This window comes from Peribacillus sp. NPDC097675, assembly GCF_050277655.1.
Lineage (GTDB): Bacteria > Bacillota > Bacilli > Bacillales > DSM-1321 > Peribacillus.
The window spans coordinates 78,658-104,703 of the sequence record NZ_JBNNSK010000011.1; the positions used below are offsets into that span (position 1 = coordinate 78,658).

At 40.5% G+C, this 26,046-nt stretch carries 28 protein-coding genes and 1 pseudogene; 21 read left to right on the plus strand and 8 right to left on the minus strand.

Translation table 11 applies throughout. The annotated features are described in order from the left end of the window. The first annotated feature begins 5 nt into the window (after window positions 1-5). The 10 genes from ACQKL5_RS16485 (at window position 6) to ACQKL5_RS16530 (ending at window position 8,753) form a co-directional block, all read left to right on the plus strand. The gene (locus ACQKL5_RS16485; protein WP_427609972.1) at window positions 6-800 is read left to right on the plus strand and encodes a 2-keto-4-pentenoate hydratase; all 795 of its coding nucleotides are present in this window, start codon (window positions 6-8) and stop codon (window positions 798-800) included. Continuing rightward, entirely contained in the window at window positions 797-1,687 is an 891-nt protein-coding gene (locus ACQKL5_RS16490) for an acetaldehyde dehydrogenase (acetylating) (protein WP_427609973.1), read from the plus strand. The genes ACQKL5_RS16485 and ACQKL5_RS16490 overlap by 4 nt, the downstream gene beginning before the upstream one ends. Beyond that, the gene (gene dmpG / locus ACQKL5_RS16495; protein ID WP_427609974.1) at window positions 1,684-2,676 is read left to right on the plus strand and encodes a 4-hydroxy-2-oxovalerate aldolase; all 993 of its coding nucleotides are present in this window, start codon (window positions 1,684-1,686) and stop codon (window positions 2,674-2,676) included. Before ACQKL5_RS16490 ends, dmpG begins: the two co-directional genes overlap by 4 nt. A gap of 21 nt (window positions 2,677-2,697) precedes the next feature. Further along, entirely contained in the window at window positions 2,698-3,495 is a 798-nt protein-coding gene (locus tag ACQKL5_RS16500) for an adenylyltransferase/cytidyltransferase family protein (RefSeq protein WP_427609975.1), read from the plus strand. Window positions 3,496-3,898: 403 nt separating this feature from the next. After that, complete coding sequence (locus ACQKL5_RS16505) at window positions 3,899-4,501, plus strand: YdhK family protein (protein ID WP_427609976.1); 603 nt, start codon at window positions 3,899-3,901, stop codon at window positions 4,499-4,501. A gap of 506 nt (window positions 4,502-5,007) precedes the next feature. Next, window positions 5,008-5,130 (plus strand): hypothetical protein, encoded by a 123-nt coding sequence (locus tag ACQKL5_RS16510; protein WP_427609977.1) that lies wholly within the window; start codon window positions 5,008-5,010, stop codon window positions 5,128-5,130. Between the two features lie 308 nt (window positions 5,131-5,438). Then, entirely contained in the window at window positions 5,439-6,029 is a 591-nt protein-coding gene (locus ACQKL5_RS16515) for a hypothetical protein (RefSeq protein WP_427609978.1), read from the plus strand. Further along, window positions 6,022-6,756: a hypothetical protein gene (locus ACQKL5_RS16520; protein ID WP_427609979.1), complete on the plus strand. Its 735-nt coding sequence runs from the start codon at window positions 6,022-6,024 to the stop codon at window positions 6,754-6,756. The genes ACQKL5_RS16515 and ACQKL5_RS16520 overlap by 8 nt, the downstream gene beginning before the upstream one ends. Before the next feature lie 112 nt (window positions 6,757-6,868). Further along, window positions 6,869-8,167, plus strand: a complete 1,299-nt coding sequence (locus ACQKL5_RS16525) for an arsenic transporter (protein WP_427609980.1) — start codon at window positions 6,869-6,871, stop codon at window positions 8,165-8,167. Between the two features lie 109 nt (window positions 8,168-8,276). Continuing rightward, entirely contained in the window at window positions 8,277-8,753 is a 477-nt protein-coding gene (locus ACQKL5_RS16530; RefSeq protein ID WP_427609981.1) for an Lrp/AsnC family transcriptional regulator, read from the plus strand. Between the two features lie 94 nt (window positions 8,754-8,847). Here ACQKL5_RS16530 and ACQKL5_RS16535 read toward each other — a convergent pair whose 3' ends face one another. From ACQKL5_RS16535 to ACQKL5_RS16545, 3 genes are all read right to left on the minus strand, one after another. Continuing rightward, on the minus strand, window positions 8,848-9,666 hold the full coding sequence (locus ACQKL5_RS16535; RefSeq protein WP_427609982.1) for a purine-nucleoside phosphorylase: 819 nt from the start codon (window positions 9,664-9,666) through the stop codon (window positions 8,848-8,850). A gap of 226 nt (window positions 9,667-9,892) precedes the next feature. After that, the gene (locus ACQKL5_RS16540; RefSeq protein WP_427609983.1) at window positions 9,893-10,447 is read right to left on the minus strand and encodes a chromate transporter; all 555 of its coding nucleotides are present in this window, start codon (window positions 10,445-10,447) and stop codon (window positions 9,893-9,895) included. Beyond that, window positions 10,447-11,034, minus strand: coding sequence for a chromate transporter (locus ACQKL5_RS16545; RefSeq protein WP_427609984.1), 588 nt, complete (start codon window positions 11,032-11,034; stop codon window positions 10,447-10,449). The genes ACQKL5_RS16540 and ACQKL5_RS16545 overlap by 1 nt, the downstream gene beginning before the upstream one ends. A gap of 270 nt (window positions 11,035-11,304) precedes the next feature. On the opposite strand from ACQKL5_RS16545, the gene ggt reads away from it, so the two are divergent. The 5 genes from ggt (at window position 11,305) to sipW (ending at window position 17,117) form a co-directional block, all read left to right on the plus strand. Next, the gene (gene ggt, locus ACQKL5_RS16550; protein WP_427609985.1) at window positions 11,305-12,885 is read left to right on the plus strand and encodes a gamma-glutamyltransferase; all 1,581 of its coding nucleotides are present in this window, start codon (window positions 11,305-11,307) and stop codon (window positions 12,883-12,885) included. A 690-nt stretch (window positions 12,886-13,575) separates the two neighbouring features. After that, complete coding sequence (locus ACQKL5_RS16555) at window positions 13,576-14,169, plus strand: TasA family protein (protein ID WP_427609986.1); 594 nt, start codon at window positions 13,576-13,578, stop codon at window positions 14,167-14,169. Window positions 14,170-14,249: 80 nt separating this feature from the next. Continuing rightward, window positions 14,250-15,839: a M4 family metallopeptidase gene (locus ACQKL5_RS16560; protein ID WP_427610101.1), complete on the plus strand. Its 1,590-nt coding sequence runs from the start codon at window positions 14,250-14,252 to the stop codon at window positions 15,837-15,839. Window positions 15,840-16,096: 257 nt separating this feature from the next. Next, window positions 16,097-16,570: a hypothetical protein gene (locus tag ACQKL5_RS16565; protein ID WP_427609987.1), complete on the plus strand. Its 474-nt coding sequence runs from the start codon at window positions 16,097-16,099 to the stop codon at window positions 16,568-16,570. Continuing rightward, window positions 16,542-17,117: a signal peptidase I SipW gene (gene sipW / locus ACQKL5_RS16570; RefSeq protein ID WP_427609988.1), complete on the plus strand. Its 576-nt coding sequence runs from the start codon at window positions 16,542-16,544 to the stop codon at window positions 17,115-17,117. The genes ACQKL5_RS16565 and sipW overlap by 29 nt, the downstream gene beginning before the upstream one ends. 111 nt (window positions 17,118-17,228) lie before the next feature. Here sipW and uraH read toward each other — a convergent pair whose 3' ends face one another. From uraH to ACQKL5_RS16585, 3 genes are read right to left on the minus strand one after another with little or no spacing between them, the layout of a single operon-like run. Next, window positions 17,229-17,588, minus strand: coding sequence for a hydroxyisourate hydrolase (gene uraH, locus ACQKL5_RS16575; RefSeq protein ID WP_427609989.1), 360 nt, complete (start codon window positions 17,586-17,588; stop codon window positions 17,229-17,231). 46 nt (window positions 17,589-17,634) lie between these two features. Then, a complete protein-coding gene (gene uraD / locus ACQKL5_RS16580; protein WP_427609990.1) occupies window positions 17,635-18,132 on the minus strand; it encodes a 2-oxo-4-hydroxy-4-carboxy-5-ureidoimidazoline decarboxylase in 498 nt (165 codons plus the stop codon). 14 nt (window positions 18,133-18,146) lie between these two features. Continuing rightward, window positions 18,147-19,472 (minus strand): nucleobase:cation symporter-2 family protein, encoded by a 1,326-nt coding sequence (locus ACQKL5_RS16585; RefSeq protein WP_427609991.1) that lies wholly within the window; start codon window positions 19,470-19,472, stop codon window positions 18,147-18,149. Between the two features lie 402 nt (window positions 19,473-19,874). On the opposite strand from ACQKL5_RS16585, the gene ACQKL5_RS16590 reads away from it, so the two are divergent. From ACQKL5_RS16590 to ACQKL5_RS16605, 4 genes are all read left to right on the plus strand, one after another. Continuing rightward, window positions 19,875-20,192 (plus strand): DUF3870 domain-containing protein, encoded by a 318-nt coding sequence (locus ACQKL5_RS16590; RefSeq protein WP_427609992.1) that lies wholly within the window; start codon window positions 19,875-19,877, stop codon window positions 20,190-20,192. Window positions 20,193-20,382: 190 nt separating this feature from the next. Next, window positions 20,383-21,543: a DUF819 domain-containing protein gene (locus tag ACQKL5_RS16595; protein WP_427609993.1), complete on the plus strand. Its 1,161-nt coding sequence runs from the start codon at window positions 20,383-20,385 to the stop codon at window positions 21,541-21,543. Between the two features lie 15 nt (window positions 21,544-21,558). Further along, complete coding sequence (locus ACQKL5_RS16600) at window positions 21,559-22,638, plus strand: dipeptide epimerase (RefSeq protein ID WP_427609994.1); 1,080 nt, start codon at window positions 21,559-21,561, stop codon at window positions 22,636-22,638. Window positions 22,639-22,665: 27 nt separating this feature from the next. Beyond that, the gene (locus ACQKL5_RS16605) at window positions 22,666-23,676 is read left to right on the plus strand and encodes an NlpC/P60 family protein (protein WP_427609995.1); all 1,011 of its coding nucleotides are present in this window, start codon (window positions 22,666-22,668) and stop codon (window positions 23,674-23,676) included. A gap of 87 nt (window positions 23,677-23,763) precedes the next feature. Here the strand turns inward: ACQKL5_RS16605 and ACQKL5_RS16610 are convergent, their stop codons facing one another. Next, window positions 23,764-24,273 carry a DUF2798 domain-containing protein gene (locus ACQKL5_RS16610; RefSeq protein WP_427609996.1) on the minus strand — a complete coding sequence of 170 codons (510 nt, stop codon included), beginning with the start codon at window positions 24,271-24,273 and terminating at the stop codon, window positions 23,764-23,766. Between the two features lie 67 nt (window positions 24,274-24,340). Next, window positions 24,341-24,901: a TetR/AcrR family transcriptional regulator gene (locus ACQKL5_RS16615; RefSeq protein ID WP_427609997.1), complete on the minus strand. Its 561-nt coding sequence runs from the start codon at window positions 24,899-24,901 to the stop codon at window positions 24,341-24,343. Window positions 24,902-25,216: 315 nt separating this feature from the next. Between ACQKL5_RS16615 and ACQKL5_RS16620 the strand changes: the two are divergent. Further along, window positions 25,217-25,587 (plus strand): annotated as a pseudogene (locus tag ACQKL5_RS16620) (transposase); the annotation flags it as partial. A 163-nt stretch (window positions 25,588-25,750) separates the two neighbouring features. Next, the gene (locus tag ACQKL5_RS16625) at window positions 25,751-25,930 is read left to right on the plus strand and encodes a hypothetical protein (RefSeq protein ID WP_427609998.1); all 180 of its coding nucleotides are present in this window, start codon (window positions 25,751-25,753) and stop codon (window positions 25,928-25,930) included. Window positions 25,931-26,046: the final 116 nt, after the last annotated feature.

Below are 26,046 nucleotides of genomic sequence, written 5' to 3' on the forward strand. Positions count from 1 at the left end.
GATCAATGAGTACACACATGATGGCGGATGCATTGCTAGAAGCAGAACGTACAAAACAACCCATTGCACCATTAACTGAAACCTATGAAAACCTTACGGCTGCTGATGCCTATGCCGTGCAATTGGCGCAAATCCGCCAAAAAACGGATAACGGGGCGACAATAAAGGGGCTTAAAATTGGTTTAACAAGTAAAGCGATGCAAGAAATGTTGAATGTATATACGCCGGATTACGGCTTCATTTTAGATACGATGGTTTACGACGAGGCGGATGGTTTAATGGCTGAGTCCTTCATTCAACCAAAGGTGGAATTCGAAATTGCATTTGTCTTCAACAAGGAGGTAAAAGGACCTGACGTGACGGTGCAGGATGTAATCGATGCCACGGCTTATGTTGTGCCAGCAGTGGAAGTGATCGATAGCCGGATTGCGAATTGGGAAATAAAGTTCGAGGATACAGTCGCGGACAACGGTTCTTCGGCGGGTGCCATTTTAGGTGAAAAACGTACCCTACTTGAAGATATTGAAGACATCACGAATATACCGATGACCGTGCATAAAAATGGTGAATTCTTAGATGAAGCAACGAGCGCGGCCGTGTTAGGCAACCCGCTCCAAGCGGTGGTCTGGTTAGCAAATGAAGTGAGTACATATGGGATCTCCATCGAGCCAGGCATGTTTGTCTTATCAGGAGCCCTATCAAAAGCCGTTACCTTTGAAACAGGCGATAAATTCGAAGTGGACTTCGGCCAGCTCGGAAAAGTAAGCGTTAACATTTCTAAGGGAGTGGTTAAAAAATGACGAAGCTTAAAGTGGGGATTATCGGATCAGGAAATATAGGAACGGACTTAATGTACAAAATCGAGCGCAGTCCCGTATTGGAAATGAGTGTGATGGTAGGCATCGACCCGAATTCCGATGGTTTAAAGCGTGCGAAGAATCGCGGGTGTGAAATTATTTCAAACGGAATTGACGGACTCATGGAACGTCTTGATTTAGTGGATATTGTATATGACGCGACTAGTGCGTATGCACACAAGCATAATAGCGATCGATTAACGGCTGCCAATAAAAAAGTAATTGATTTAACACCAGCTGCAATTGGACCATTTACAGTTCCACCAGTAAATTTAAAAGAGCACCTCGATAAACCGAATGTGAACATGGTCACGTGTGGCGGTCAGGCGACGATTCCCATGATTCATGCCATAAATCGGATAGTGTCCGTAAACTATGCTGAAATTGTCGCGACCATTTCAAGCCTTTCAGCGGGTCCTGGTACACGCGCAAATATCGATGAATTCACCAGTACAACTTCTAAAGCGATCGAAGTGGTAGGCGGTGCGAAAAAAGGGAAGGCCATTATCATTTTGAATCCTGCTGATCCACCAATTATTATGCGGGATACCATCCACGCCTTGGTCGAAGAAGAAGGTCATGAGGAAGCCATCACCAAGTCGATTCACGATATGGTAGCGGAAGTGCAAGCTTACGTACCAGGTTATACATTAAAAGTGTCACCGATTTTCGAAGGTAGGAAAGTATCGGTGTTTGTCGAAGTGAATGGGGCAGCAGACTATCTGCCGGCTTATGCGGGTAATTTGGATATTATGACGGCAGCTGCGGTGCAAGTCGGCAATGAAATGGCTCGTCATTTACAGCGTGGGAAGGAGGAGGTCATCTCATGACATTAAATATTTTAGATGTATCGTTACGTGATGGAAGTCACTCTGTCCGCCATATGTTTACAGAGGAACAAGTACGTGCGGCAGCAAAAGGTTTAAATGCTGCAGGTGTGCGCTATTTTGAAGTATCACATGGAGATGGCTTGGGTGGTTCTTCGTTGCAATATGGTTTGTCAGCAACCGATGAACTGAAACTGATTGAAGTGGCTGTATCAGAATGTACCACTTCAGAAGTTGCTGTATTACTGATTCCTGGAATCGGTACAAAGCAGGACTTGGAAAATGCAGCGAACTTAGGGGCAAAAATGGTCCGTGTAGCAACGCACGTAACAGAAGCCGATGTAGCTGCCCAACATATTGAATTAGCACGCAAACTGGATTTGAAAACAGCTGGCTTCTTAATGATGAGCCATATGGCACCTGTTGAAAAAATTGTAGAGCAGGCAAAACTATTTGAAAGTTACGGAGCAGAGATCGTATATGTAACAGATTCAGCTGGAGCCATGTTACCAAAAGATGTAACCGAGCGAATTACAGCGCTGAAACAATCTTTAAAATGTGATATCGGTTTTCATGCCCATAACAATTTATCGATGGCCATGGCTAATACAGTTGCAGCAGTGGAGGCTGGAGCTACTTATATTGATGGTAGCATGCGGGCATTAGGTGCAGGGGCCGGTAATACACAAACAGAAGTAATGGTAGCCGTTTTAGAAAAACTCGGTTTTGAAACAGGCATTGATTTATATACATTAATGGACACGGCGAATGAAGTAATTGCGCCCATCATGCAACAATCACAAGAGATAACTGGCGGTAGTTTAACCTTAGGGTATGCGGGCGTGTACTCAAGCTTCTTATTGCATGCACAAAAGGCGGCAAAACAATTTGGTATCGACGAACGAGACCTTTTAATGAAAATCGGCCAAATGAAAGCAGTTGGTGGGCAAGAAGATTTAATTTATGAAGTGGCACAAAATCTAGCAAGATAAAAGAAAAAGGAGAGAATCGCAATGAAGGTAATCTATGTGAATGCGAATAATTTACAAGAGATTAAGGAATCCGCTCCCCATGTAGCGATGGCACTTGGTTATTTTGATGGTGTGCATTTAGGACATCAAAAAGTTATTCGAACCGCTAAGGAAAAAGCAAAAGCACAAAAATTATCACTAGCGGTTCTCTCTTTTTTTCCGCATCCTAAAAGTGTGTTATTTTCGGATAAAGAAGTTTCCTATTTAGAGCCACTAGAACAAAAGATTGAGAAACTAGAAAGGCTTGAAGTAGATGTTTTTTATATCGTAGAATTCACAAAGGAATTAGCTAAGGTAGAAGCGAACGATTTTTTAGAAGATTATATTATTGGGTTGAATGCTAAGGAAATCATTTGCGGTTTTGATTACACATATGGGGCAAAAGCTCGTGGTACTGTTCATACACTGGCAACCTATGCAGCAATCCAGCAAGTAGGCCTATCTGTTGTCGAAGAACTAAAGTGGAAGGATCAAAAGATCAGTTCGACCTTGATTCGGAGGTATTTAACAGAACGAAAGCTTAGTGAATTACCAAGGCTATTGGGCCGCTTTTATAAAACGAAATATAGTCAGAAGAATGGTCTACTACCAAATTATTCGTTACCGAACGTAGGCAGCTATAAAATATTGATTGAAGATCAACATTCTATTATTGAGTGTGTTGCGACAGTGAAGTGCAAAAAATATATTCAGATCCATCATGAACTGTCGACACTTCCGAATCTATTAACGATACAATGGGTTGATCATGTTGATCGACTAGAAACAATACCAAGCTGAATACTCCTTAAATCCTGTAGCAGAACCATTACTGAAATTGTTCTGCTTTTAATTTTTTAAAAATGAAGCCCCTCTAAAAATGGATATGGCAAATCTCTCTTCACGGACGACTTTCTTCTATTATATATTAACTCCAAATGCTTCGGATTTTCCCAAAAGAATGGCAGTACTTTCTTTTCGCTCATATACCTGCAAGAATTCCACTGTAGTCCAGTAAACTATCGAATTTAATTTTGTTCATCATGTTTTATATTCCATGTTTATGGAGACTCCATACGGGTAAAAATATAAGAGAGACAGGATACTTACACTTGTAGTAAGGGATGAACAGAATATATACATATACTTTTGGCTAGCATTCTGTTTCGACTTATTAAATAACTTTTTAGGAGTGACTACAACTATGAAAAGAAAAAAATTAGCGATTGGTTTAGTTTCTTTGGCATCAGCATTCGCATTATCCGCATGTAATGATGATAATGAGGAGAAAGATACTGACCAAACACCGAAAACGGAACAAAGTACGGATATAAATACGACTAAAGAGGAAACAAATCATATGGATCATGCTAAAGATTCTTCCAATGAGGCAGAGGTTCCTGATGGTTTGAAAGCTGCGGAGAATCCAAAGTATGAAGTGGGAGATAAAGTAACGATTAAATCAGATCATATGGAAGGCATGGATGGAGCCGAAGCAACAATTGTCGGAGCCTATGATACGACAGCCTATTCCGTTACGTATACACCTACAACAGAAGATAAAAAAGTAGAAGACCATAAATGGGTGATTCATGAAGAAATCAAAGATGCTGGAGAAACGCCGTTAGAACCAGGTACTGAAGTGACTCTTGATACCGATCATATGGAAGGTATGGATGGTGCAAAAGGTGTCATCGAGTCTGCCGATACCACTACAGTATATATGGTTGATTACAAACCTACAGATGGTGGCATTGAAGTGAAAAATCATCAATGGGTAACAGAAAGTGAACTTTCATCTAAATAATAATCCTGAGACGTCAAAAGACCTTATCTCTTTATGAGTAAGGTCTTTTTGACGCTGAAGTTCATTTAATCATCAATGTCCTTCAACAAACATGTCCTGCTAATGCGGTACATGTTTTTTTATTTCTTCTAATTATTAGCCAAGTTTAACTGTTTCCTGGAAGTATTTCATGCACAGTGTTTGAAGGAGAAGACATTCTAAAATGGAGTAAAATGCCCTCGGAGAATTTTCTTTATGTAACCTATAAAAGGCGAAGCAAGTAATGAAAAGGAGTGGTAACCAAGGATATCGTCCAATATTAAAATCTTTATCGTATTCATTTATAACAAAATTTTTTCCACCGAAGCGTTTGCCTAAATCAGACAAATGAAAGTTTTAGTACAGTCTTTTAATCAGGGAAAACTGCCAATCAATTAGGCGGTTTTTATTTTAGCTGATATAAAATATTTTGCATTAAGGAAACATTTTGTTGGAATGGCATAAATTATATAAAGGAGAGGATTCATATGAATTGGACAAATCGTACGCAAAAGAAAATCATTGGATATTCCGCCATGTTCAAGAAGCTTGGAATCATCAATGATGATCAATATAAAGATATTATAAGTACAGTTCAATCAAAGGATTAAGCGGTGGGTTTACCTATAATCGTGGCTTTAACAAGATAAATACCCCATCTTTATTAGCGAGAAAGGTGGGGTGGCTGCGGTTACGATTACAAGAGAGATGGGATATGGTATGGTAGAGGAGGCTTTACATTTACTGGGTGATTATCTACCAAGCGGGAGGTTGAGACAAAATAATGAAGCAAAACTTGTATATACATATGCCCTCATTGGTTCTATTACTTTTCAGTTATATACTTATCGGCATCTTGTTTTTTGTTGTCTATAAAAGACAACAAAATTCGCCAAGGGTTTGGAAATGTTTGCTGGTTATGTTCATCGGAATTTTTTCTTTCAGCATTACTTTTAATCTATCAACTGAAGCGATCAAGGTGCCCATTCTACCAATGGGAGTAGCGCTTTTATATTGGTGGTTGAGAAGAAAGAAGAATACAGAGCGTTGGCCGCGGTATCGTCGCTATGCTTGGTTAGGGTTTTGGGTGAACTTCATCTTTTTTACTTTTTCCTTCTTGAATACGCCGCTTGATCATTTGATGTTCCCAAAAGATGAACCTTCGACATATATGCAGGATGTTGCAAAGGCTTCCTTAATCAACACACACCCAACTGCGAAGAAGGTCACATTGAATAATGAGGTGTTGCAAAAACAGGTGGACGAGATGAAACCAAAGAAAATGATAATTGGTCCCTGGTATTATGAAATCAATGAAAAGAACGGGTATAAAGAACGGTTTCCTTATCTTTTGACAGGAACGGTTCCTGAAAAGGGAAGCGGACTTAAAACAGTCATTTATGTAGAAAGAGATGGAAAGGGTTTCCTCATTACACCGAATAAAGGACGCCAGGTTTACTTCCGGTCGGAAGAATCCGTGTTGTCTGGAGGTGCTGGTAAGAATGACTAAAAAAACGAAAACAATCATCTTAGTGATAGTGATTGTCCTTATTGTGGGAGTCCTTTTGATCATTCAATCCCCAAGAGAACCCGAAGCATTTCTTACGGATAAGCAAGTGATTAAACGGATCAATTCTTTTTTTCCTGAAGCAGAACCCAAGGTCATTCAGGACGTTCTTTATTTAGATGATACTCATGTCTTTGTTCCTTTCATCAATGAAAGCAAAGAATACCGGATGAGTTTCTGGGTTTGGAAGGACAATAAATGGAGGGCGGCTTCCGTGGATAATGGGGGCGAGCCAAAGGCTTGGAACGGAAAAAAAGATTCATTCTTCATGTGGAATCTAGACCCAAAGGATGAAATGTCTGAAATCAAGATGTTTATGATAAAAGATAGGAGTTTCATTGTTTCAGAGGATGAGGCGACCTATGAACCCGGTTTAGAAATGATGCACAGTATCATGGTTGAGGATAAATCCTATGGAGTGGAAAAATACCCAGATAGCTGGCTAACTCTTATGGATCAGTATACAGAAGTACAAAAAGAATCCATTTTTGATGGATACTTTGAGGATAGACAAACATTTAAAATAGGTAATAGATTCTATGGCAAGGATGGTAAGGCAGTTTTTCCTACAGTGCCCACCGATGGAATCGGGTATGGAACAGGGAATGATTATTTGGATGTACCCTTCCTATTGTATCTAGAAGAAAGTGAATTGGAAGGTTCATATTGACAGGGGGCTACCAAGAAATGGGTGGCCTTTGCACGTTGTGTAAAAACTAGTATTCTTATATAGTTAAAGGATGAAAGTTTTATAGAAGGAGTGGCTTAGAGGTGCTGGCATCATGAGTTCGACGGTTTTAGCTTTAATTATATTTCTCATTACGTTAGTGTTGGTCATCTGGCAGCCAAAGGGGCTGGGAATCGGCTGGAGTGCCTGCGGAGGGGCAATCATTGCTCTTTTGTTCGGTGTTGTCTCGTTCCAGGATGTAAGTGATGTGACGCAGATTGTCTGGAATGCGACGTTGACGTTCGTGGCCTTGATTATCATTTCGTTAATATTAGATGAAATAGGTTTCTTTGAATGGGCGGCGCTGCACATGGCCCGTTATGCGGATGGAAAAGGTTTCCGTCTCTTTATTTTGGTTATGGTTCTAGGAGCCATCGTTGCGGCGCTGTTTGCAAATGACGGGGCCGCATTGATCTTGACCCCGATTGTACTTGCGATGGTACGGGCATTGAAGTTCGATGATAGAATGGTGCTGCCATTCATCATGGCTAGTGGATTCATCGCCGATACGACTTCCTTGCCATTTGTCATCAGCAATCTGGTGAACATTGTATCTGCTGACTTCTTCGGAATCAGCTTTGGAGAATATGCCAGCCGGATGATTGTCCCGACATTATTCAGTTTAGGAGCAAGCATTCTCGTGCTCTATTTGTTTTTCAAAAAAGAAATACCAGCAACGTATGACTCCGATCATTTGAAGCGGCCGGCTGATGCGGTAAAAGATCCGCGTATGTTCAAGATTTCCTGGTTCGTCCTTGCTGTTCTGCTTGTTGGTTATTTTTCAAGTGAGTTTATAGGTATACCCGTTTCGTTTGTGGCTGGTGCAATCGCCATCGTTCTTTTGATTTTGGCAAGAAGAAGTCCAGCAGTAAAAATTCGTACGGTCCTTCACGGTGCTCCGTGGAATATTGTCTTCTTCTCGATTGGTATGTATGTGGTCGTATATGGACTACGGAATGTAGGATTGACCAGTCTATTAGCTGACGTCATTAAGGCAACGGCCAATCAGGGCTTGTTTTCGGCGACAATCATCATGGGATTCATTGCAGCGGTTCTTTCTTCGTTCATGAATAATTTGCCGACAGTCATGATTAATGCCCTTGCCATAGCAGAAGTTCCAACAACGGCACCTATTAAGGAAGCTCTGATTTATGCCAATGTCATAGGTTCCGATTTAGGTCCGAAAATCACACCGATTGGATCTTTAGCCACGCTTTTATGGCTTCATGTCTTAAAACTCAAGGGAGTCCGGATCACCTGGGGATATTATTTTAAAGTCGGAATTATTCTGACTGTCCCGACATTATTCATCACTTTGTTTGGATTATATATTTGGCTATTGATTCTTCATTAACGAAACTGCCGGTTTACTGGCAGTTTTTCTTTTTAGTTATCAAAATAATTGGTGAAGGAGTGATTCCTTTGAGATAATAGAATAAATGATTCAAAAAGGAGTTACTTAGATGGCAGAGGATTTTAATATTCCGAGTACCAAGGTGGATGAAATCGACAAAAAAATCATTTCGATACTACATGAAGATGCGCGGATTTCTTATACGGATTTAGCAAAGCAAGTGGAGCTTTCAAGAGTGGCGGTTCAAGCGAGAATCAATCACTTGGTGGAAAAAGGAGTGATCGAACGATTTACTGCCGTCATCAATCCAGCCAAGATAGGTATTCATGTCTCTGCATTTTTCAATGTCGAGGTGGAGCCAAAATATTTGGAATCGGTGGCACAACAATTGGAGAATGAGCCTGCCGTAACAAGTTTGTATCATATGACCGGTCCGAGCAAGCTGCATATGCACGGAATCTTCACGGACAATCAGGAGATGGAGCGCTTTCTTAATGAAAAGCTTTATCCAGTGCCCGGGGTAGTCAGCGTCGATTGCCAACTTCTCATTAAACGGTATAAGAGCCGCATGGGAATGAAGCTTTAAGAAAATATTCCAGTTAAAGAAAAAGATTGTCGAGAAATATATTTATCTCGACAATCTTTTTTTGTGAAGCATAATGTCTACAATTCTATTATCCTTACATTTCTTCCACGATTCCTTTAACCAATCCAACGAATTGTGTTCTCACTTTACTTGCGACTTCAATCACTTCATCATGACTTAATGGTTGATCTAAAATTCCGCATGCCATATTCGTTAAGCAGGATATTCCCAACACTTTCATCTTGGCATGAACGGCTACAATGGCTTCCGGGACGGTTGACATCCCTACAGCATCTGCCCCCAACGTACGAATCATCCGAATTTCTGCTGGTGTTTCATACGCGGGGCCACTCCACCAAGCATAAACGCCCTGTTGTAAGGAAATGTTCTGTTCCTTGGCCACTTTGGAAGCAATGTTACGCAACTCAGGATGATAGGTTTGGGAAAGGTCAGGGAAGCGTGTGCCCAAGTCATCATTATTCGGTCCAATGAGAGGGTTTGTACTGACCAAATTGATGTGGTCCGTAATGAGCATTAAATCCCCTGGATTAAAGTCTGTATTAATAGCGCCACAAGCATTGGTAATGATTAATTGTTCGACCCCCAATGCCTTCATGACACGCACAGGAAAAGTCACTTCATCTAATGTGTAGCCTTCATAATAATGAAAGCGTCCCTTCATGGCCACCACAGTTTTACCCTTCAATTGCCCGATTACCAATTCATTTGCATGGCCGATTGCTTCGGATTTTGCAAAGTGAGGAATTTCGCTATATGGGATTTTAAATGGGTTCTCGATTTCGTCAGCAAGAGATCCTAACCCTGATCCTAAAATCATACCGATCTTTGGCTGATTGTCCGTTTTGCTCATAATAAAATCTCTGGTTTCTAATATATCTTGTAATCTTTGCATGCAACATTCCTCCTCGATAAATGAAAATTCAATCATATGTATTATGATTATTCTGAAAAAATAAATAAAAGCAATACACCATAGTTTACTGGGTTTAATCGCCAATGTAAATACAATAAAAGGAATGTTCCAAAAACATTTAAAAGGTGATTCTATAAAAACTCTTTTTCAATAAGAAACGTTTGCCATGCCAGCCATAAAAAAACCACCTTTGAGGTGGATTTTTTTATATGATCGGGAGGATGAACCCTCCATAGGCAAAGGCGAAAATGATGACGAAGGCAGGGTGAATTTTGAATTTACCTAACGCTAGGAAGGCGATTCCAGCGATGATCAAGGAATGGAGATACCCTATCGACCCGACAGCATCAGCAGCCATATTCCAAGTAAGCAAAAGCATCATGATCGCAATCACTGGCTGAACGAGGAGGGACATGCCTTTCACGATGGGAGACTGCTTGTATTTTCGTAAGATTTTCAATAGATATATCAAGGCCACGGCAGAGGGGATGATGGTGCCCGCCAATGCCGCGAAGAATCCTGGCCATCCATATACATCATAGCCAACATAGGCAGCGATCTTTGTGGCAATCGGTCCTGGAAGGGAGTTCCCGAGCGCAAGCATTTGTGAAAATTCAGTATTGGAGAGCCAGCCGAAGCGGGTGACAATTTGGTCGTACATGAGAGGAATCGAAGCAGGCCCCCCTCCGTAGCCTAGAATGTTCGCTATGAAAAAGGCCAAAAATACAGCTACACCAACCGGGATAAAAAGAGCCCCCATTATGCTGATTCCTCCTTCTTTTCCTGTCTCTTATTTTTAATTCTGCTTCTCAATTTGAAATGAAATGCCCCATATAAAAGGAAGATCATGATCACGATTCCAGGATGTAGGGAAACGACCTGAAGAAGGATGAAGGAAATGGCAAAGAATAAGATGCCAAGTACTTTTCCCAATCCTTTAACGGCCTTTTCGCCAAATTCATACGCCATCTGCCCGAGCATAACTGCAACAACAGGCATAACGGCTGCAATCATATTGCTGATCATCGCAGAATTACTGAGGACATTTATGAAGGCGATCAGAAACACCATGGCAAAGGCCGAAGGTAAAATATGAGCGGCGACACTTACGAGAGCACCTGGCCATCCTTTTAATTTATACCCCAGATAGGCGGCCATCTTTGTGGCAATCGGTCCCGGGAGTGTATTGGCAATGGCCAATGTATCGCCGAATTCATCATCATCAAGCCAACGGTAACGGGAAACGGCCTCGTGGCGAATGAGTGGGATAACCGACGGACCGCCACCGAATCCCAAAATCCCTGTCCGCATCATTCCCACGGTTAATTCTCCATATGGGTTTTTCACTTCGAATCCTCCTATTCAACTAAGAATCATTCATTTCCATGTTTATCTATTAATCATAACAAAATATCTTTCAAAATGCTTGTAAAATCTCATTGGAAGTTTCAAATTGTATGGATGTTTATAGATAAACCAATTTAATTGATAATCTAAATGATAAATATATTTCAATTTGTCTATAAAAAGAAAATATAGATTACGCATTGAGAAGAAAAGGTTTATAATACAAATATAGTTAATTGTCAGAAAAATCAAAATTAAAGGAGCGGCTTTATGACAAAATCAATTATCGGAACGAAGAGCATGGTAGTTAGCCCACATTATTTAGCGTCGATGGCGGGAAATCATATTCTCGAAAAAGGAGGTAATGCCTTTGATGCGGCGGTGGCTGTCAGTGCCTGCTTAGGTGTGGTATATCCGCATATGACGGGCCTTGGCGGTGATACGTTCTGGTTGAACTATGAAAGGAAGGAAGGGAAAATACGTGCCTATAATGGAAGCGGCCGTTCTGGGACCAATGTCAGCCATGAAACTTATGTAGGTGAAGCGGCCATTCCCTTTCGTGGCATAAGGAGTGCCATCACCGTTCCGGGAATGGTAGATAGCTGGGATGCTATATTAAAAGAATTAGGTACTTTAACATTAGCTGAGGTTCTTGTACCGGCCATCGACTATGCGGAAAAGGGTTTTCCGATTACGAAGAACCAAGTGGACTATACAAAGCAGAACTGGAAATGGCTTTCAAGAATGCCAATCACGGCGGATATTTATGCTCCAGGTGGAAGAATTCCAGATGTGGGGGAACGTTTTTACCAAAAAGACTTGGCCCGCAGTTTAACCAAGATTGCTGAGCAGGGACGTGATGTATTTTATCATGGAGAGCTCGCTGAATCGATTGTTACGTATATGAAGGAACAAGGTGGACTGTTAATGGCTGAGGACTTTGCTAACCATGAAGGTAACTGGGTCGAACCGATTTCCACTACCTACCGCGACTATACCATTTATCAAGTTCCGCCCAACTCTCAAGGATTCGTCGGTTTGATGGCATTAAATATTCTAGAGAACTTTGACCTGGAAAACATGGAACACGGTTCTGCCGATTATTATCATGTAATGGCTGAGGCGTTAAAAGCGGGGTTCCGTGATCGAAACGAGGTGTTAACGGATCCTGAATTCTTTGATATACCTCTTGAAAAGTTGCTTGATAAGCAATACGCAGCCAAGCTCGCAACAGCCATTCAACTAGCAAAAGCGGAAAAGGTGACAAGTCCTCCAATGGGCAGTGACACAGCCTATGCTGCCGTCGTGGATAAGGATGGGAATTCCGTTTCTTTCATTCAGAGCCTGTATTTCGAGTTCGGATCGGGTGTCGTTGCCGGGGATACAGGTGTGATTCTTCAAAACCGGGGGTCTTTTTTCTCGCTTGATTCCGACCATGTCAATACATTGGAACCCAACAAGCGATCCTTCCATACATTGATGCCGGCAATGGCCTGTAAGGATGGAATACCTAGCATTATTTACGGAACGCAAGGTGGAGAAGGGCAACCGCAGACGCAGACCGCAATCATTACCCGGATGATTGATTTTGGGATGGATCCGCAATCGGCCATCAATGAGCCGCGTTTTGTCTGGGGCAGGACCTGGGGAGAATCAAGTGAGGCGTTACGTATCGAAAGTCGTGCCGAAAAGGATACCATTAAGGAACTCCAAGGAAAAGGACATCTTGTCGAAGTCGTTGAGGAATTTGACGGAGCGATGGGGCACGCACAGGCCATCCAAATCGATGAGCAAGGTTTCCTTAAAGGTGGAGTCGACCCAAGGGGAGACGGGGCAGCGATCGGATCTTGAGAAGAGTGCGATTTGTAACCCTCGATATAACCTGATTTCAATTCATAAACGTATGGCCCCTGCTATTGGGGCCATACGTTCTTTATTATCCTTTTGATAGGTCACTAGCCATATAGTAATGAGTATTCAATAAAAACTCTCACTCTATGAAATATAAATGGATAAGATTCTGGTCTAGACCCTAGAGATTAAACAACTTTAGTCTAGTGATAAAAGTAATTTAGGTAAATAATACCATGTTAAACTTCGGTAGATACCTTTAAATTTACGTTCCTATCATATCCAAGACGGCAATAGTAAGCTCATTTTCGCTATTTTCCCACTTATACGGAGATTAATGTTGGGAATGTGTCGAAGAGTAAGGGTAAAATGGTTGATTTAATGGAAAATATTTATTGAAAGTTCAGAAGATTATAAACATATAAGACTATATACAACAATATGTAATATTAAGTAATATTATGTAAATACATTCTTTATTGAGAACAAATTAATCTTAATAAAGAATACCCAGGAGTGAATGTGCTCCTAGATTAGTATTGTAAGGTTGCTTCAAGAGTACTCATACGAGTTAGAAAATAAAAGGAAGGAGATTGATTTTACTTAATATTGCGTAGTGGACGACTTGTAACATGAAGATGGATACTAAAGATTTTGAGAAAGTAAAATAGAGATGCGGGGGGAAATGAAGTGGGTATGAAGAAAAAGTTAGGTTTAGGTATTGCATCAGCAGCATTAGGACTATCACTAATTGGTGGGGGTACATATGCTTATTTCAGCGATCAAGAAGTAACGAATAATACATTCGCAGCCGGTACATTGGATTTGTCCATTAATCCACAAACCATCGTCAATCTTGATAATATGAAACCGGGTGACTCGAAAACAACTGAATTTAAATTGACGAATAATGGTTCGTTGAAAATTAAAAACGTCAATCTGAAAACAGCGTATTCGGTTGTCGATGCGAAGGGTGACAACGGTTCAGAAGATTTCGGGAAGCATATCCGAGTGAACTTCTTGTGGAATTGGGACAAAGAGAATGAACCTATTTTTGAGACAACACTGCAAGAATTGAAAAATATGGATCCGGATCTTGTTAAAAAGAGTGTTCTAGACCCTTTCTTTGCAAAAAATGGTGGGCTTGAACCGGGTGCTGAAAACGATCTTTGGGTACAGTTTGAATTTATTGATAATGGAGCAGATCAAAATGTATTACAAGGTGATCAGCTTAAACTAGACTGGACATTTATCGCTAATCAAACCGTTGGTGAAGCTAAGTAAGATTCTCTTATCACTATGAAAATAATTGGCCACTAAATATATGTATGAGGGAGATGGGATAATTGAAAGTAAATAAGAAAATGGCTTCTTCCACTTTAGCTCTTTCCGTTTTTTTAGGGACGTTCGGTACAGGTGGATCACTTGTAGGTGCTCAGGACACTACTAAATATAATGATGAATATAAAACTCCTTCTTTTATCGGTGAAACTTGGTCCGCAAAAGGAAAAAGTGACTTAAGCAAGAGGGAAATCGCCTATTCTTTCCTTAATGAAAATAGTAAGAAGTTTAAACTAAAAGGTGATATGAAAAAAAACTTTAAAGTAATTGAAGAACAAGCTGATAAAGAGTTCGGAACTCATCACTTTAGAATGATTGAACAGTATAAAGGAGTTCCAATATACGGAGCGGATTCTACGATAGCCATTGACGAAAATAATAATGTTACATCGTTCTTCGGTGAAGTTGTGCCTAATCTTGAGAATGAAAATATCAAGACAGAGGTTGCCATTTCTGAAACGGAGGCAATTGAAGTAACAAAACAGGATATTGAAAAGGAAATTGGCAAGGTAGATCAGTACGATGGTGACATTTCCGTTGAACAGTATATTTATGAATTCGATGGAGCTTTCCATAATACTTTTCTAGTTAAAGCTTCTACCATTGACCCTGAGGTTGGATACTGGCATTATTTCGTTGATTCTACTAATGGGAAAATTGTAGATAAATATAATGGTGCCCAAGACGTTACGGCATTTGGTAATGGCGTATTTAATAACAAGCAGATGTTCGAAGCGCAATTTGCTAATGGGGTGTATGGTCTCACTGATGTGACGCGTGGAAAAGGCGTTATCACCAATGATGCAAAGAACGGCAACAGACTAGTAACAAGCCTTCTTAAAATGTTTAAAGATGGTGCTTCTGTAGATGCACATGCAAATGCACAGAAGACATATGATTATTTTAAAGGCACATTTGGTCGTAATTCAGTTGATGATAAGGGCCAACAGTTAATTTCTTCGGTCCATGTGAATAATAATTGGAACAATGCTTCATGGAATGGGAGAACCATGTCATACGGAGATGGTGATGGCATCGCCTATTATAATTTCGCTGGAGGCTTGGACGTTGCTGCGCATGAGATGGCGCATGGTGTGACTGAACATACGGCAAACCTAATCTATCGAAATGAATCCGGGGCCTTAAACGAATCCATGTCCGATATATTTGCTGCAATGGTAGACAGAACTGATGAAGAATGGCTAGTTGGAGAAAAAATCGTTAAGGATGGAAGAAAGGCATTGCGTTCCATGAGTAATCCGGCAGAAATCGTTGACGCTAGAACGGATAGTGGATTTTCTCCAGATCATTGGAGTAAAAGATATACCGGTACTGCAGATAGTGGCGGTGTGCATATCAACAGTAGTATCAATAACAAAGCCTCCTATCTGATTTCAGAGGGTGGAACTCATTATGGAGTTACAGTGAGTGGGGTTGGTCGTGAAGCGACAGAACAAATTTATTACCGCGCCCTTTCTAAATACATGACAGCCAGTTCAAACTTTACAATGATGAGAGAAGCAGCTATTCAGGCTGCAACGGATTTATATGGAGCTAGCTCAAAAGAAGTTAGAGCTGTAAAAGCTGCATATACCGCTGTTGGTGTGAACTAAGGATTTAAAAAGTGGAGGTGTCCCAAAAGTGTTCTTTTGGGCACTTCTTTTATATCAAATATTTTTTGGAATGAATCTTGTACATATGAGTCCTAAGGGAACATACATCCAAATTGAATGAACACATTATTGCCAGTCTGCTCTCTATAGGGAAGCAAGCAATATAAAGAATGAAGCCTAGAAAGAAGGGGTTTCCAATACTAAATAAAAAGGGAAATGGGAAGAGAAAAAAACGATTATGGACATTAACCAAGCTGGTGGCTATATGGTATTTATTTTTAGGAGCAGTGGTGGCTGTTACGGGCCAAACGAATGCCTATTATACCGACAGTGAACTAGTATACCAAGAGATTCAGATTGGGACTTGGGAGATAGCCGAGGACCTGGATTGCTCTAACGCAAAAGAGAATGAAAATCATGAAGAATGTGAAGATGTGAATGAACCAATCGTAGATGAGCCAGATACGAATGAAAAACAGGAGAAAGAAAGTGATCAGCCCGAAACTGAGGAGAATGAAGAGGCAGTGGACTCTGATGAAAAAGTAGATGATTCCAATAAAGACGAAATTGAAAATAAGCCTAAAGAAAACGAGGCTATCGATAAAGAAAAAGAAGAAAGTGAGTTACCGATTGAAAAGGACCCTATTACAGAGGATGAGAACACAGATGGTAAGGTAGATAATAAGTCAGGAGGCGAAGAGTTTGAAAAGAACGCTGAAAGTAATAAGTAATTTGATTACATTCGTACTATTCTTAAACCTAATGGTCATGGTGTTTCTTATCATATCCTCAAAAGCGTCTGGGGGGGAACCCCAAGTTTTTGGGTACCAGCTTAAAACTGTATTGTCTGGTTCGATGGAACCTACCTTTCAAACCGGTTCAGTTATAGCTGTAAAGCCACTAAATTCAGATGAGAAAAAAGTACTGAAAAAAGAGGACATCATCACATTTCAAACAAGTGATGGAATATTAATTACTCATAGGATCACCAAAGTGAACAATAGCGGGGAGCATGTTCTTTACGAAACGAAGGGCGACAATAATAAAACTTCGGATGCAGATCCGATTCTCTCTGATAATGTTGTAGCTTTGTACTCTGGATTTACGATTCCTTATATAGGATATTTCATCGATTTTACTCAATCAAAAGAAGGAGCAGCCCTATTACTTATTGGTCCGGGTTTATTACTCTTAGGGTACTCAGGTTTTTGCATCTATCAAGGGTTGAGAGAAATAGAATCACCCGAAAAACTAGCAGCCAAGAAAAAAATAGTGTAATGGCGTAGGAGCTTGAGAAGGCTAATGAATGAATAAACCATTAGATACCCCCAGCAAAGGGACGGTAAATACGCCTCTTTGCCGGGGGTTTTTTGTAGTATTTCTAAGTCATTAACTTCCTCGGTACACCTGGTAGCCCCATGGCGAGACGAGTAAAGGCACATGATAGTGGGAATCGGGGGATGCTAGGCCGAAGCGGACTGGAACTTGATCCAAAAAGGGAGGGTCGGGCAGGTCGATAGATTGACAACGGAAGTAATCGCCGATATGAAAGACGATCTCATAATTGCCGGTTTTTGCATTTTCCCCGATTAGGAGGGGGGCATCAAGCCGTCCATCTGCATTCGTGGCAGCTGTTTGTAGTAGCTGCCATGTGGAGGAAGATGGTTCGGAATAATATAATTCAATTGTGACGTTTGCAGCGGGTTTCCCATGCGTTAAGTCCAATATATGCGTTGTTATGCCAGACATATATGTCTCCTTATCCCTTGCATTCTTCGGCCAGGGCCGAGACTATTTAGCATTTGATTTTTTCCTGTAAACGTAAGAGCGCGATTCGGTGAATTTCAGATAAGGCCGTTTCGAATTCGTCTTTTTCTGTATGGTGGATCCTCGTTTGCATTGCTTCGTATATCTCATTCTTATCCTTACCGCGTACTGCGAGGATAAAGGGGAACCCGAACTTATCCATATAGCGTTTATTCAATGAAAGGAAATTTTCGTATTCCAAGGCGGTTAAGTCCTTTAATCCGGCTCCACGCTGTTCCTTGATCGAGTCATCGGTCATTTCGACTTTGTCCCCTAGGTTTGGATGCTTCCTTATTAATTCCAGCTTCTTTTCTGTTGAAGCACGATTGACGATGTCGACCATGCATTGGTGAAGAATTAATAAGGTAGAAAATGGCCGAGACGCTGCCGCTTGTTCTGGAATCCAAGGTGAATGTTCGAAAACATCACTTAGAAAGTCTGTGAATTCCTCATTGCTTTTTACTTGTAATATTTCAAGAGTGATCATTTTTTGGACTCCTTTTATACACTTTTTGCTAAGAGCTGTTCCGTTTCGGGCATCACTCTTGAATCTGTTTTTTTCTTGCGGGGAGTTAAAATTAAGTTCAGGATGATGGCTGTCAGGCTACCGGTAATGATTCCGTCACCGACTATAATACGAATTCCCTCAGGAAGGCTTGAGAATAATTCTGGAACAACCGTTGCACCGAGACCCAAGGAGACTGAACAAGCAATTACCAATAAATTCGAGTTGTCGGAAAAATCAACATCGCCCAATATTTTGATTCCTGACGACACAACCATTCCAAACATGACGACGGTAGCTCCACCAAGAACTGCGGTAGGGATCAAGGTAGCGAGTGCCGCAATTTTCGGAACAAGTCCAAGCCCGATTAATATGAAGCCGGCGGCGATAGTAATGGATCGTTTTTTCACGCCCGATAATTGAACCAAGCCGACATTTTGTGCGAATGTGCTATAGGGAAAGGCATTGAAAATTCCTCCTAAGGTGAATGCGAGTCCTTCTCCCCGGTAGCCTCGTACAATATCCTGTTCCTTTAATTCCCGCCCGGTTATTTTCCCAAGGGCTAGGAAGGCACCTGTGGATTCGATAAGGATGACCGCACCCACGAGCAACATTGTCAGGATGGGGGCAATTTCAAAGGTGGGCGTCCCAAAATAGAATGGAGCTGGGACATGAAACCAAGAGGCTTCCATTAAGGTGGAAAAATCCATTTTTCCCGTAAAGGCAGATGCGATGGTTCCAGCGACAATCCCAACCAATACTGAAATGGCGCGGATGAATCCTGTGAAAAAACGATTCATCAGAAGAATGATGGCAAGGACACCAAAGGAGAGCATTAAGTTTTCAGCTGAACCAAATTCTTTGCTGCCTGCACCGCCGGCCATGTTTTTAATGCCGGTAGGAACCAGGGAGAGCCCAATGATGATAACGACTGTCCCCGTGACGACAGGAGGAAATAACTTAAGTAGCTTGCCGAAGATATTGGAGAAAAAAATGATGAATAATCCCGCTGCGATAATCGATCCATATATGGCCGAAATTCCATAATTACTGCCTATGGAAATCATAGGAGTGACCGCTACGAAAGAAGTGCCTAAAACGATTGGCAGCCCAATGCCGAAATATTTATTCTTCCAAGACTGAAGTAACGTGGCGATTCCGCAAGTCAGTAAGTCAATCGCGATAAGGTAAGCGAGCTGTTGAGGAGTAAAGCCAAGAGCTCCTCCGACGATGATAGGAACCAAAATTGCACCGGCATACATCGCAAGGACATGCTGTAGGCCTAATGAGAAGACCTTAGACTTGCCATTTTTTTCATTCATGCTTATAAAACTCCCTTCTTCAAGTCATTGTCAGGTAATATTACGCTTATTTGTTATAATTACTACCATCATAATAAATATTCTGACAATTGTCATTGGTTATTGTAAATAATTTCAAGAAGGGTTTATAGGCAAACTGCATAAAAAGTGGAAGTTGAATTATTAAGTACGATAGGTAAATAATAAATCCCAACTATAAGTCTCTGAAGAAAAGCGTCTCCTTCTGGCTTTATATAGCATATGGATTGAGTAAAGCATATCCATTCTCTTGTACGACTAATTATTTCAATATACAAAATATATTGACAAGTTGATCTTGGCTATATTAGTATATATATAATCATAGATAGACAACGTATTTATACCTGTTGCATGTCTGTAATGGCAGGAGGCACAATAAGTATGTTTCAACAGAATACGATTTATATAGTCGGCGAGTCGAAGACGGCTTCCAATAATCCAATCACACAGCAGTTCAACTGTTTTTTTATCGGGCTTGTCATTGATAGTGATACACATGAAATAGTGGATGTGGAATGTTCGACTACGATATCTCTTACATCTAAGTTCATTCACTCTTTGTTAAAAGGCAAATCCATTCTTCAACCTGATGAGCTAGAGAAGGAAATTGAGAAACGATACTTTGGTTCTTCTCAGAAAGCCCTGACCGTTGCTCTCAGAAATGCAACGATTAAATATCTTCAACTTTATAAGGTGTAGCTGCTTCTTTTGTTAATCGCAAATGAAATCCAGCTGTTAAAGAGTGTTTTCGTGCTCTTTGGCAGCTGGATTTTTTATTAGGGGCAAGTTCGATATAATCGTAGTTTCATATTCTGCTTCTTGGATTTTGCAGAGACGAATACTGAGTTTAGTTGAACGGAATTCCTTTAAATATAAGGAGGTATGGGAAATGATTCAAGATGGTGTGATGTTTGTTTGCTTTTTATTAGCATTTACTGCTGTGATTGCCGTAGCAGAAAAGAAAATAGGGGGAAAGTTCTTTAAGTATGTTCCTGGTATTGTCCTCATTTATATTGGAGCGGCTCTGATGAAAACGTTTGGGGTGTTTTCTAATAGTGAATCGGTCGAAAGTGCATATGGCACCGTTCGTGGCCTTTTGCTTCCTGCCATGCTGATGCTTATGCTGTTGCAATGTGATATGCGAAAAATTATTAGGCTTGGACCAAAAATGCTTTTAACTTTTTTTGCCGCTTCAATAAGCATCATTGGAGGGTTCACTCTTACTTACATATTATTAAATGGTTTTTATGCGGAAGGAACCTGGAAGGCGTTTTCAGCTCTAAGTGCAAGCTGGACAGGCGGATCGGCCAATATGGTGATCCTACAAGGGATATTGGATGTACCTGAAAATATCTTTGGGTATGCCCTGATCATGGATACGGTGAATTACTCCGTTTGGGTCATGTTTTTGTTCTGGCTTGTACCGCTTGCTGGAAAATTCAATATTTGGACCAAAGCGGATATGTCTTTCATTAATCAAATGACTTCTGAGCTTGAGGCGGGTGAAGAATCCAAAACCGAATTTGGATTTGTGGAATTGATTGGTTTCTTGGCACTAGCCTTATTCGTATCGGTAGGGGCAACAAAAATTGGTGAAATCCTGCCGGTATTGGGTGCCGCTGTGAATGCGACAACTTGGACCATCATCATTGCTTCGACCGTAGGTTTGATCCTGGCAGTGACGAAAGTTGGCCGGATTGCGGGATCCATGGAAATCTCCAAAGTCATGCTGTATATCATCATTGGATTAATTGCTTCACATGCTGATTTCTCACAGCTGTTTCAAGCGCCTGTCTATATTTTATCCGGATTTATGATTCTATTCTTTCATGGATTGATCATGGTGATTCTGGCAAAAGTCTTCAAATTGGATCTATTCACCATGGGTGTTGCTTCATTAGCGAATATAGGAGGAGTTGCTTCAGCCCCTATATTGGCAGGTGCATTCAACCGGGCGCTCATACCTGTCGGAATTCTTATGGCCGTTCTAGGTAGTTTGCTGGGTACTTATTTTGGAATTATTACGTCCTATATACTCTCGAGTTTATAAGAAGGGATTGGTATTATGAAGATTGAAAGTTTACAAGTATCGGTGGAAACCTTTCCGCTTATAAAACCATTCAAGACGGCTTTACGTACAGCAACGGAAATTGAAAACATCATGGTTTCCGTTAGGCTGGAAGATGGGACGGAAGGTTTGGGGGCTGCGGCCCCTACGATTGCCATCACAGGTGACTCTACAAAGGGGATCATGACTGTCATTGAAGAGGTGATAGCGCCACATCTAATTGGTCGCGACATTGAGAATATCAATGCGTTGTCACAGCTAGTTCAACTATCCTGTGTAGGTAATACAAGTGCAAAAGCCGCTGTCGAAATCGCCTTATATGATGCAGTCAGCAAACGATGGAAGCTTCCTTTATATCAATATCTTGGCGGTAAATCGAATGTCCTGAAAAATGATATGACAATCAGTGTGGATGCACCTGATGAAATGGCAAAGGCGGCCTTGTCCCTCATCAATGGAGGATTTTCAACGATGAAGATAAAGCTGGGGAAAGACTGGAAAAGTGACGTGGAACGGGTTGCCTGCATACGTGAAGCTGTTGGGGATCAAATCATTATCAGGGTAGACGCAAATCAAGGATGGTCAACAAAACAAGCGATTTCCATCATTCATGAAATCGAGGATAGAAAGTTGAATGTTGATTTGGTGGAACAACCGGTACAAGCGCATGATATCGATGGATTGAAAGAAATAAAAAGATCGGTACAAGTGCCAATCATGGCCGACGAAAGTTTGTTTTCCCCTCGAGATGCCATGAGGCTTCTGAGTGAGCAAGCTGTTGATTTACTTAATATAAAGTTAATGAAAACAGGAGGAATTCGACGGGCACTTCAAATCGCCGATATGGCAGAAGTCGCGGGAGTGGAATGCATGATTGGCAGTATGATGGAATCGACGGTAAGTGTAGCGGCCGCAGCTCATTTGGCAACCGCTCATCCGAATATAACGAAGATTGATCTAGATGCTCCATTATGGATCAAGAATGAACCATTCGAAGGCATTCGATTTATTAAAGATCAACTCATCATAGCAGATGAACCTGGTATAGGAGTTAAGAGGAAATCCTCTATTACTTAATAAAAACAATTCGAAAGGGTGATTAGTTTGAAGAAAAGAAAAGGGTTTATCGTGCTCGTGCTTTCTTTCTTTGCACTCAGTATTTTAGCATTCAGTCCGAATGAAGCCAGCGCAAGCTCAAAGAAGAAAAGTGCTTATGTAGATGTATCTGTTGCGACTCTATGGACGGAGCCGGGCCTACTAAGAACATTAGATGCGCCTTCTGCGTCAAATCCCGTTCAATTGGATGAGTGGATCAATTCTATGAAATACGAAGACAAGCTATGGCTTGTGGGTAATCTGGAAACACAAGCATTATATGGTTCAAAAGTGACCATACTTGAAGAACGCGGGAAATGGGTGAAAGTGGCAGTTGCCAATCAACTGACACCTCGTAACGAGGCAGGTTATCCAGGGTGGATGCCGAAGGGGCAAGTTAAAACTGGAAAAGCCTTTGAGCAACAATTTAAAAAAGGATTTGCTCTTGTAAAAGCCCCTAAGACTTGGCTTTATTCAGATTCGAAACATCGTTCAAAATTCATGGAGATCAGCTTCGATACAAGACTTCCACTTTTACAGGTGAAAAAAGGTAAAGTGAAGGTTATGACACCAAGTAATGGAGCTAAATGGCTAGATAAAAAAGACGTGGCACTCTATCAAGACGAAAAGGATATTCCAGTACCAACGGGTAAGGATATCGTGCAATCAGGAAAAGAATTTTTAGGACTACCTTACTTATGGGCAGGGATGTCCGGTTTTGGATTTGATTGTTCTGGGTTCACCTATACGATGTACCATGCTAATGGGGTAACCATCCCAAGGGACTCTACCGTTCAAGCGCAACAGGGGAAAAAAGTGGAACGGAAAGATCTTAAATCAGGTGATTTACTCTTTTTTGCATATGATGAAGGAAAAGGTAAGGTTCACCATGTCGGAATGTATATTGGTGATGGGAAAATGATCCACTCGCCAAACAGTTCGACGCATGTAAGGATAGATGAAATCAAGACATCGGGATATGGTGAAGAATATGCCGGAGCAAGAAGATATCTAGATTGAGTAACCATGCATGGCGCCTAGTGCTCCAGGGTCAAACAGGAGAAAAAAAGGGTTCGGAATATAATCATTCCGAAACCTTTTTTCTGTTTACTTCATCATGGCAAGTGCAGCATGCTTTTTATCTTGACTAGTATGCATTTTAACCATCGCCAATCTAGCGATAGGTTGGATTACTAAGCTCTCAGCAAGAAATACAATAAAGAAGTTTCTTGGCCAGCTCGAAATAAAGTTGCTGAATGTATCTGAATTAAATCCGTTTCCGATGATACCACCAATGAAAGTCATGCACAATGACATCCCGAATACAGTGAATATAATACGAAATAAGATTTTTGAGTTAAAACTGTCAGTTGGTTGAGTGAATTTCTTCACTAGGTTTTCTGCAATGCGGCCTACAAGGACAGGCTCGATGATCATGGCAATCACAAACATGATTGGCCATATTGTAACAATATCCAGTGCAACTTTTCCATTAAATTCACCCATTACCGTGATAATACTGAAAGTCGACATGAATAAAGAGGTAAGAAAGCATATGATACCTCCGTACAATGCACCTTCCTTACCGTTTCTAGGTAATCTCATTTCGTTCTTCATATTTTACTTCCTTTCAAAAAAGTATTTGAGACGTTCACAACATGCACTAGCTTGTTAAAAGGATTTATCATTCATTCTTTAATAGTTGGGGTAATCCCTTTGAAATCGTTCTTAGGGGTTCACTCGTGTTTTTAGTTAAGCAAAGCATAATTCCACCTTCAATGGTGGCCGTCATCATTAAAGCGAGTGATTGAGCCGTTTGTTCTGAAAAACCGTCTTCCTCTAACTTGTACGTATAAATGTCTTGAATCTTTGTGAAAGAGAGGGCACAGGCATTTCTGACTGGTTCACTCAATGACCCCATTTCGCTAACGATACTGCTAAATGTATAACCGGTAATCATCCCATCTCGATCATATTGATCGGCCAATTTCTCAATCATCGTTTGTGTCGCTAATTGAGTGGTGGGGTGTTGCTGGAAAATTTCTTTCATATCGGAAATAATGATGGCATTCAATGATTGAAGACAAGCGATGAGTAATTGTTCTTTTCCATTCGGAAAGTGGTGATAAAGCGAGCCTTTTGAAATGTTACATTCCTTTAGGATTTCATTTAATCCCACACCCAAATAACCTTTTTTCTGAAAAAGCTTTGTCGCGATTTCGATGATTAGTGATTTTGTGTCCATTCGCAATAAACCTCCTCTAAACCAACCGGTCTGTTTTAAAATATATCAAAATAATTCTTTATAAGTCAAGATATTTATAATTTATAATTTCTAAAAATACTGGTTTTAAATCATTCTGAAAGTTATTTTGTTGAAATTTAATTGTGTTGATCCGTAATTGTCGAACAATAGGAAGAGTGTAAAGGAGAAAGTATAAATCGGTGCTTAACCTTTCTTTTTCATCAGACTCTGTTAAATAATTCAGTTGATATTCGAGTAAATTATGAAAAAAAACGTTCTATTATCAAAATAAGAACATTTGCTTGGATAGGTAAAATGACTTTAAGTGAATTGATAGGAGAGATTAAAAAGTTGAATTCAGCAGAACAACACTGTTTAAAAGAATTCTTTGTCAATTCACTTGGCTCTTTTTCCGCAAGTGAACCTGTATTTCAAGAAGTAACTGAACGAAAAAACAAAGACGGTTATACTTGTATTCGTGCGGTTTGGTAAATATACAGTAAAACTCAGACTGAAAAGTGTTGAACGGCAACGATATCGTTGTAAAGACTGCAAAAAAACTTTTACTGATGTGACTTCTACTCCTCTTTATCGTACCCATAAACCTGACAAATGGTTGGATTTCATTAAATGGATATTCCCTTCGTAAATCAGCAGACCTTGTTGGAGAAGTTCATTTTGTTACTTTCTTGGATATTGTGAAACATCGAAGTGATAATGGCTCTATAAGCAAAATGATAGTGGAAAGTTGTTTATTTCCAATTAATGAAACTTATCGGTCATTAAGAACGTATCAATATTAGTGTTTTGAGTTATTCAACTAACGGAGCTATTTTATGGGGGGGGAAAATGAAAGAGATAACAGGATTGTACATTATTCTAATTGCATTATTTTTTGTGAATCTAACAAATATCACATTGTTTAATGGCGAATGGAACGGTATAGCAATGTGGCTTAGCACAGGGTTATTTATAGCTGGTAATGCCTACTTTTTAATGAGTAGAGATGCCATTAAGAAAAAGAAATAGCGATTATAATAATCTTCATCAACTTAAGAGGACACTAGATGAAGCGGTTAGCGAAAAAAAGGACCTATTTTTGGGTCCTTTTTTCTTCATTATCTTTTATCAACAATATCATTTAA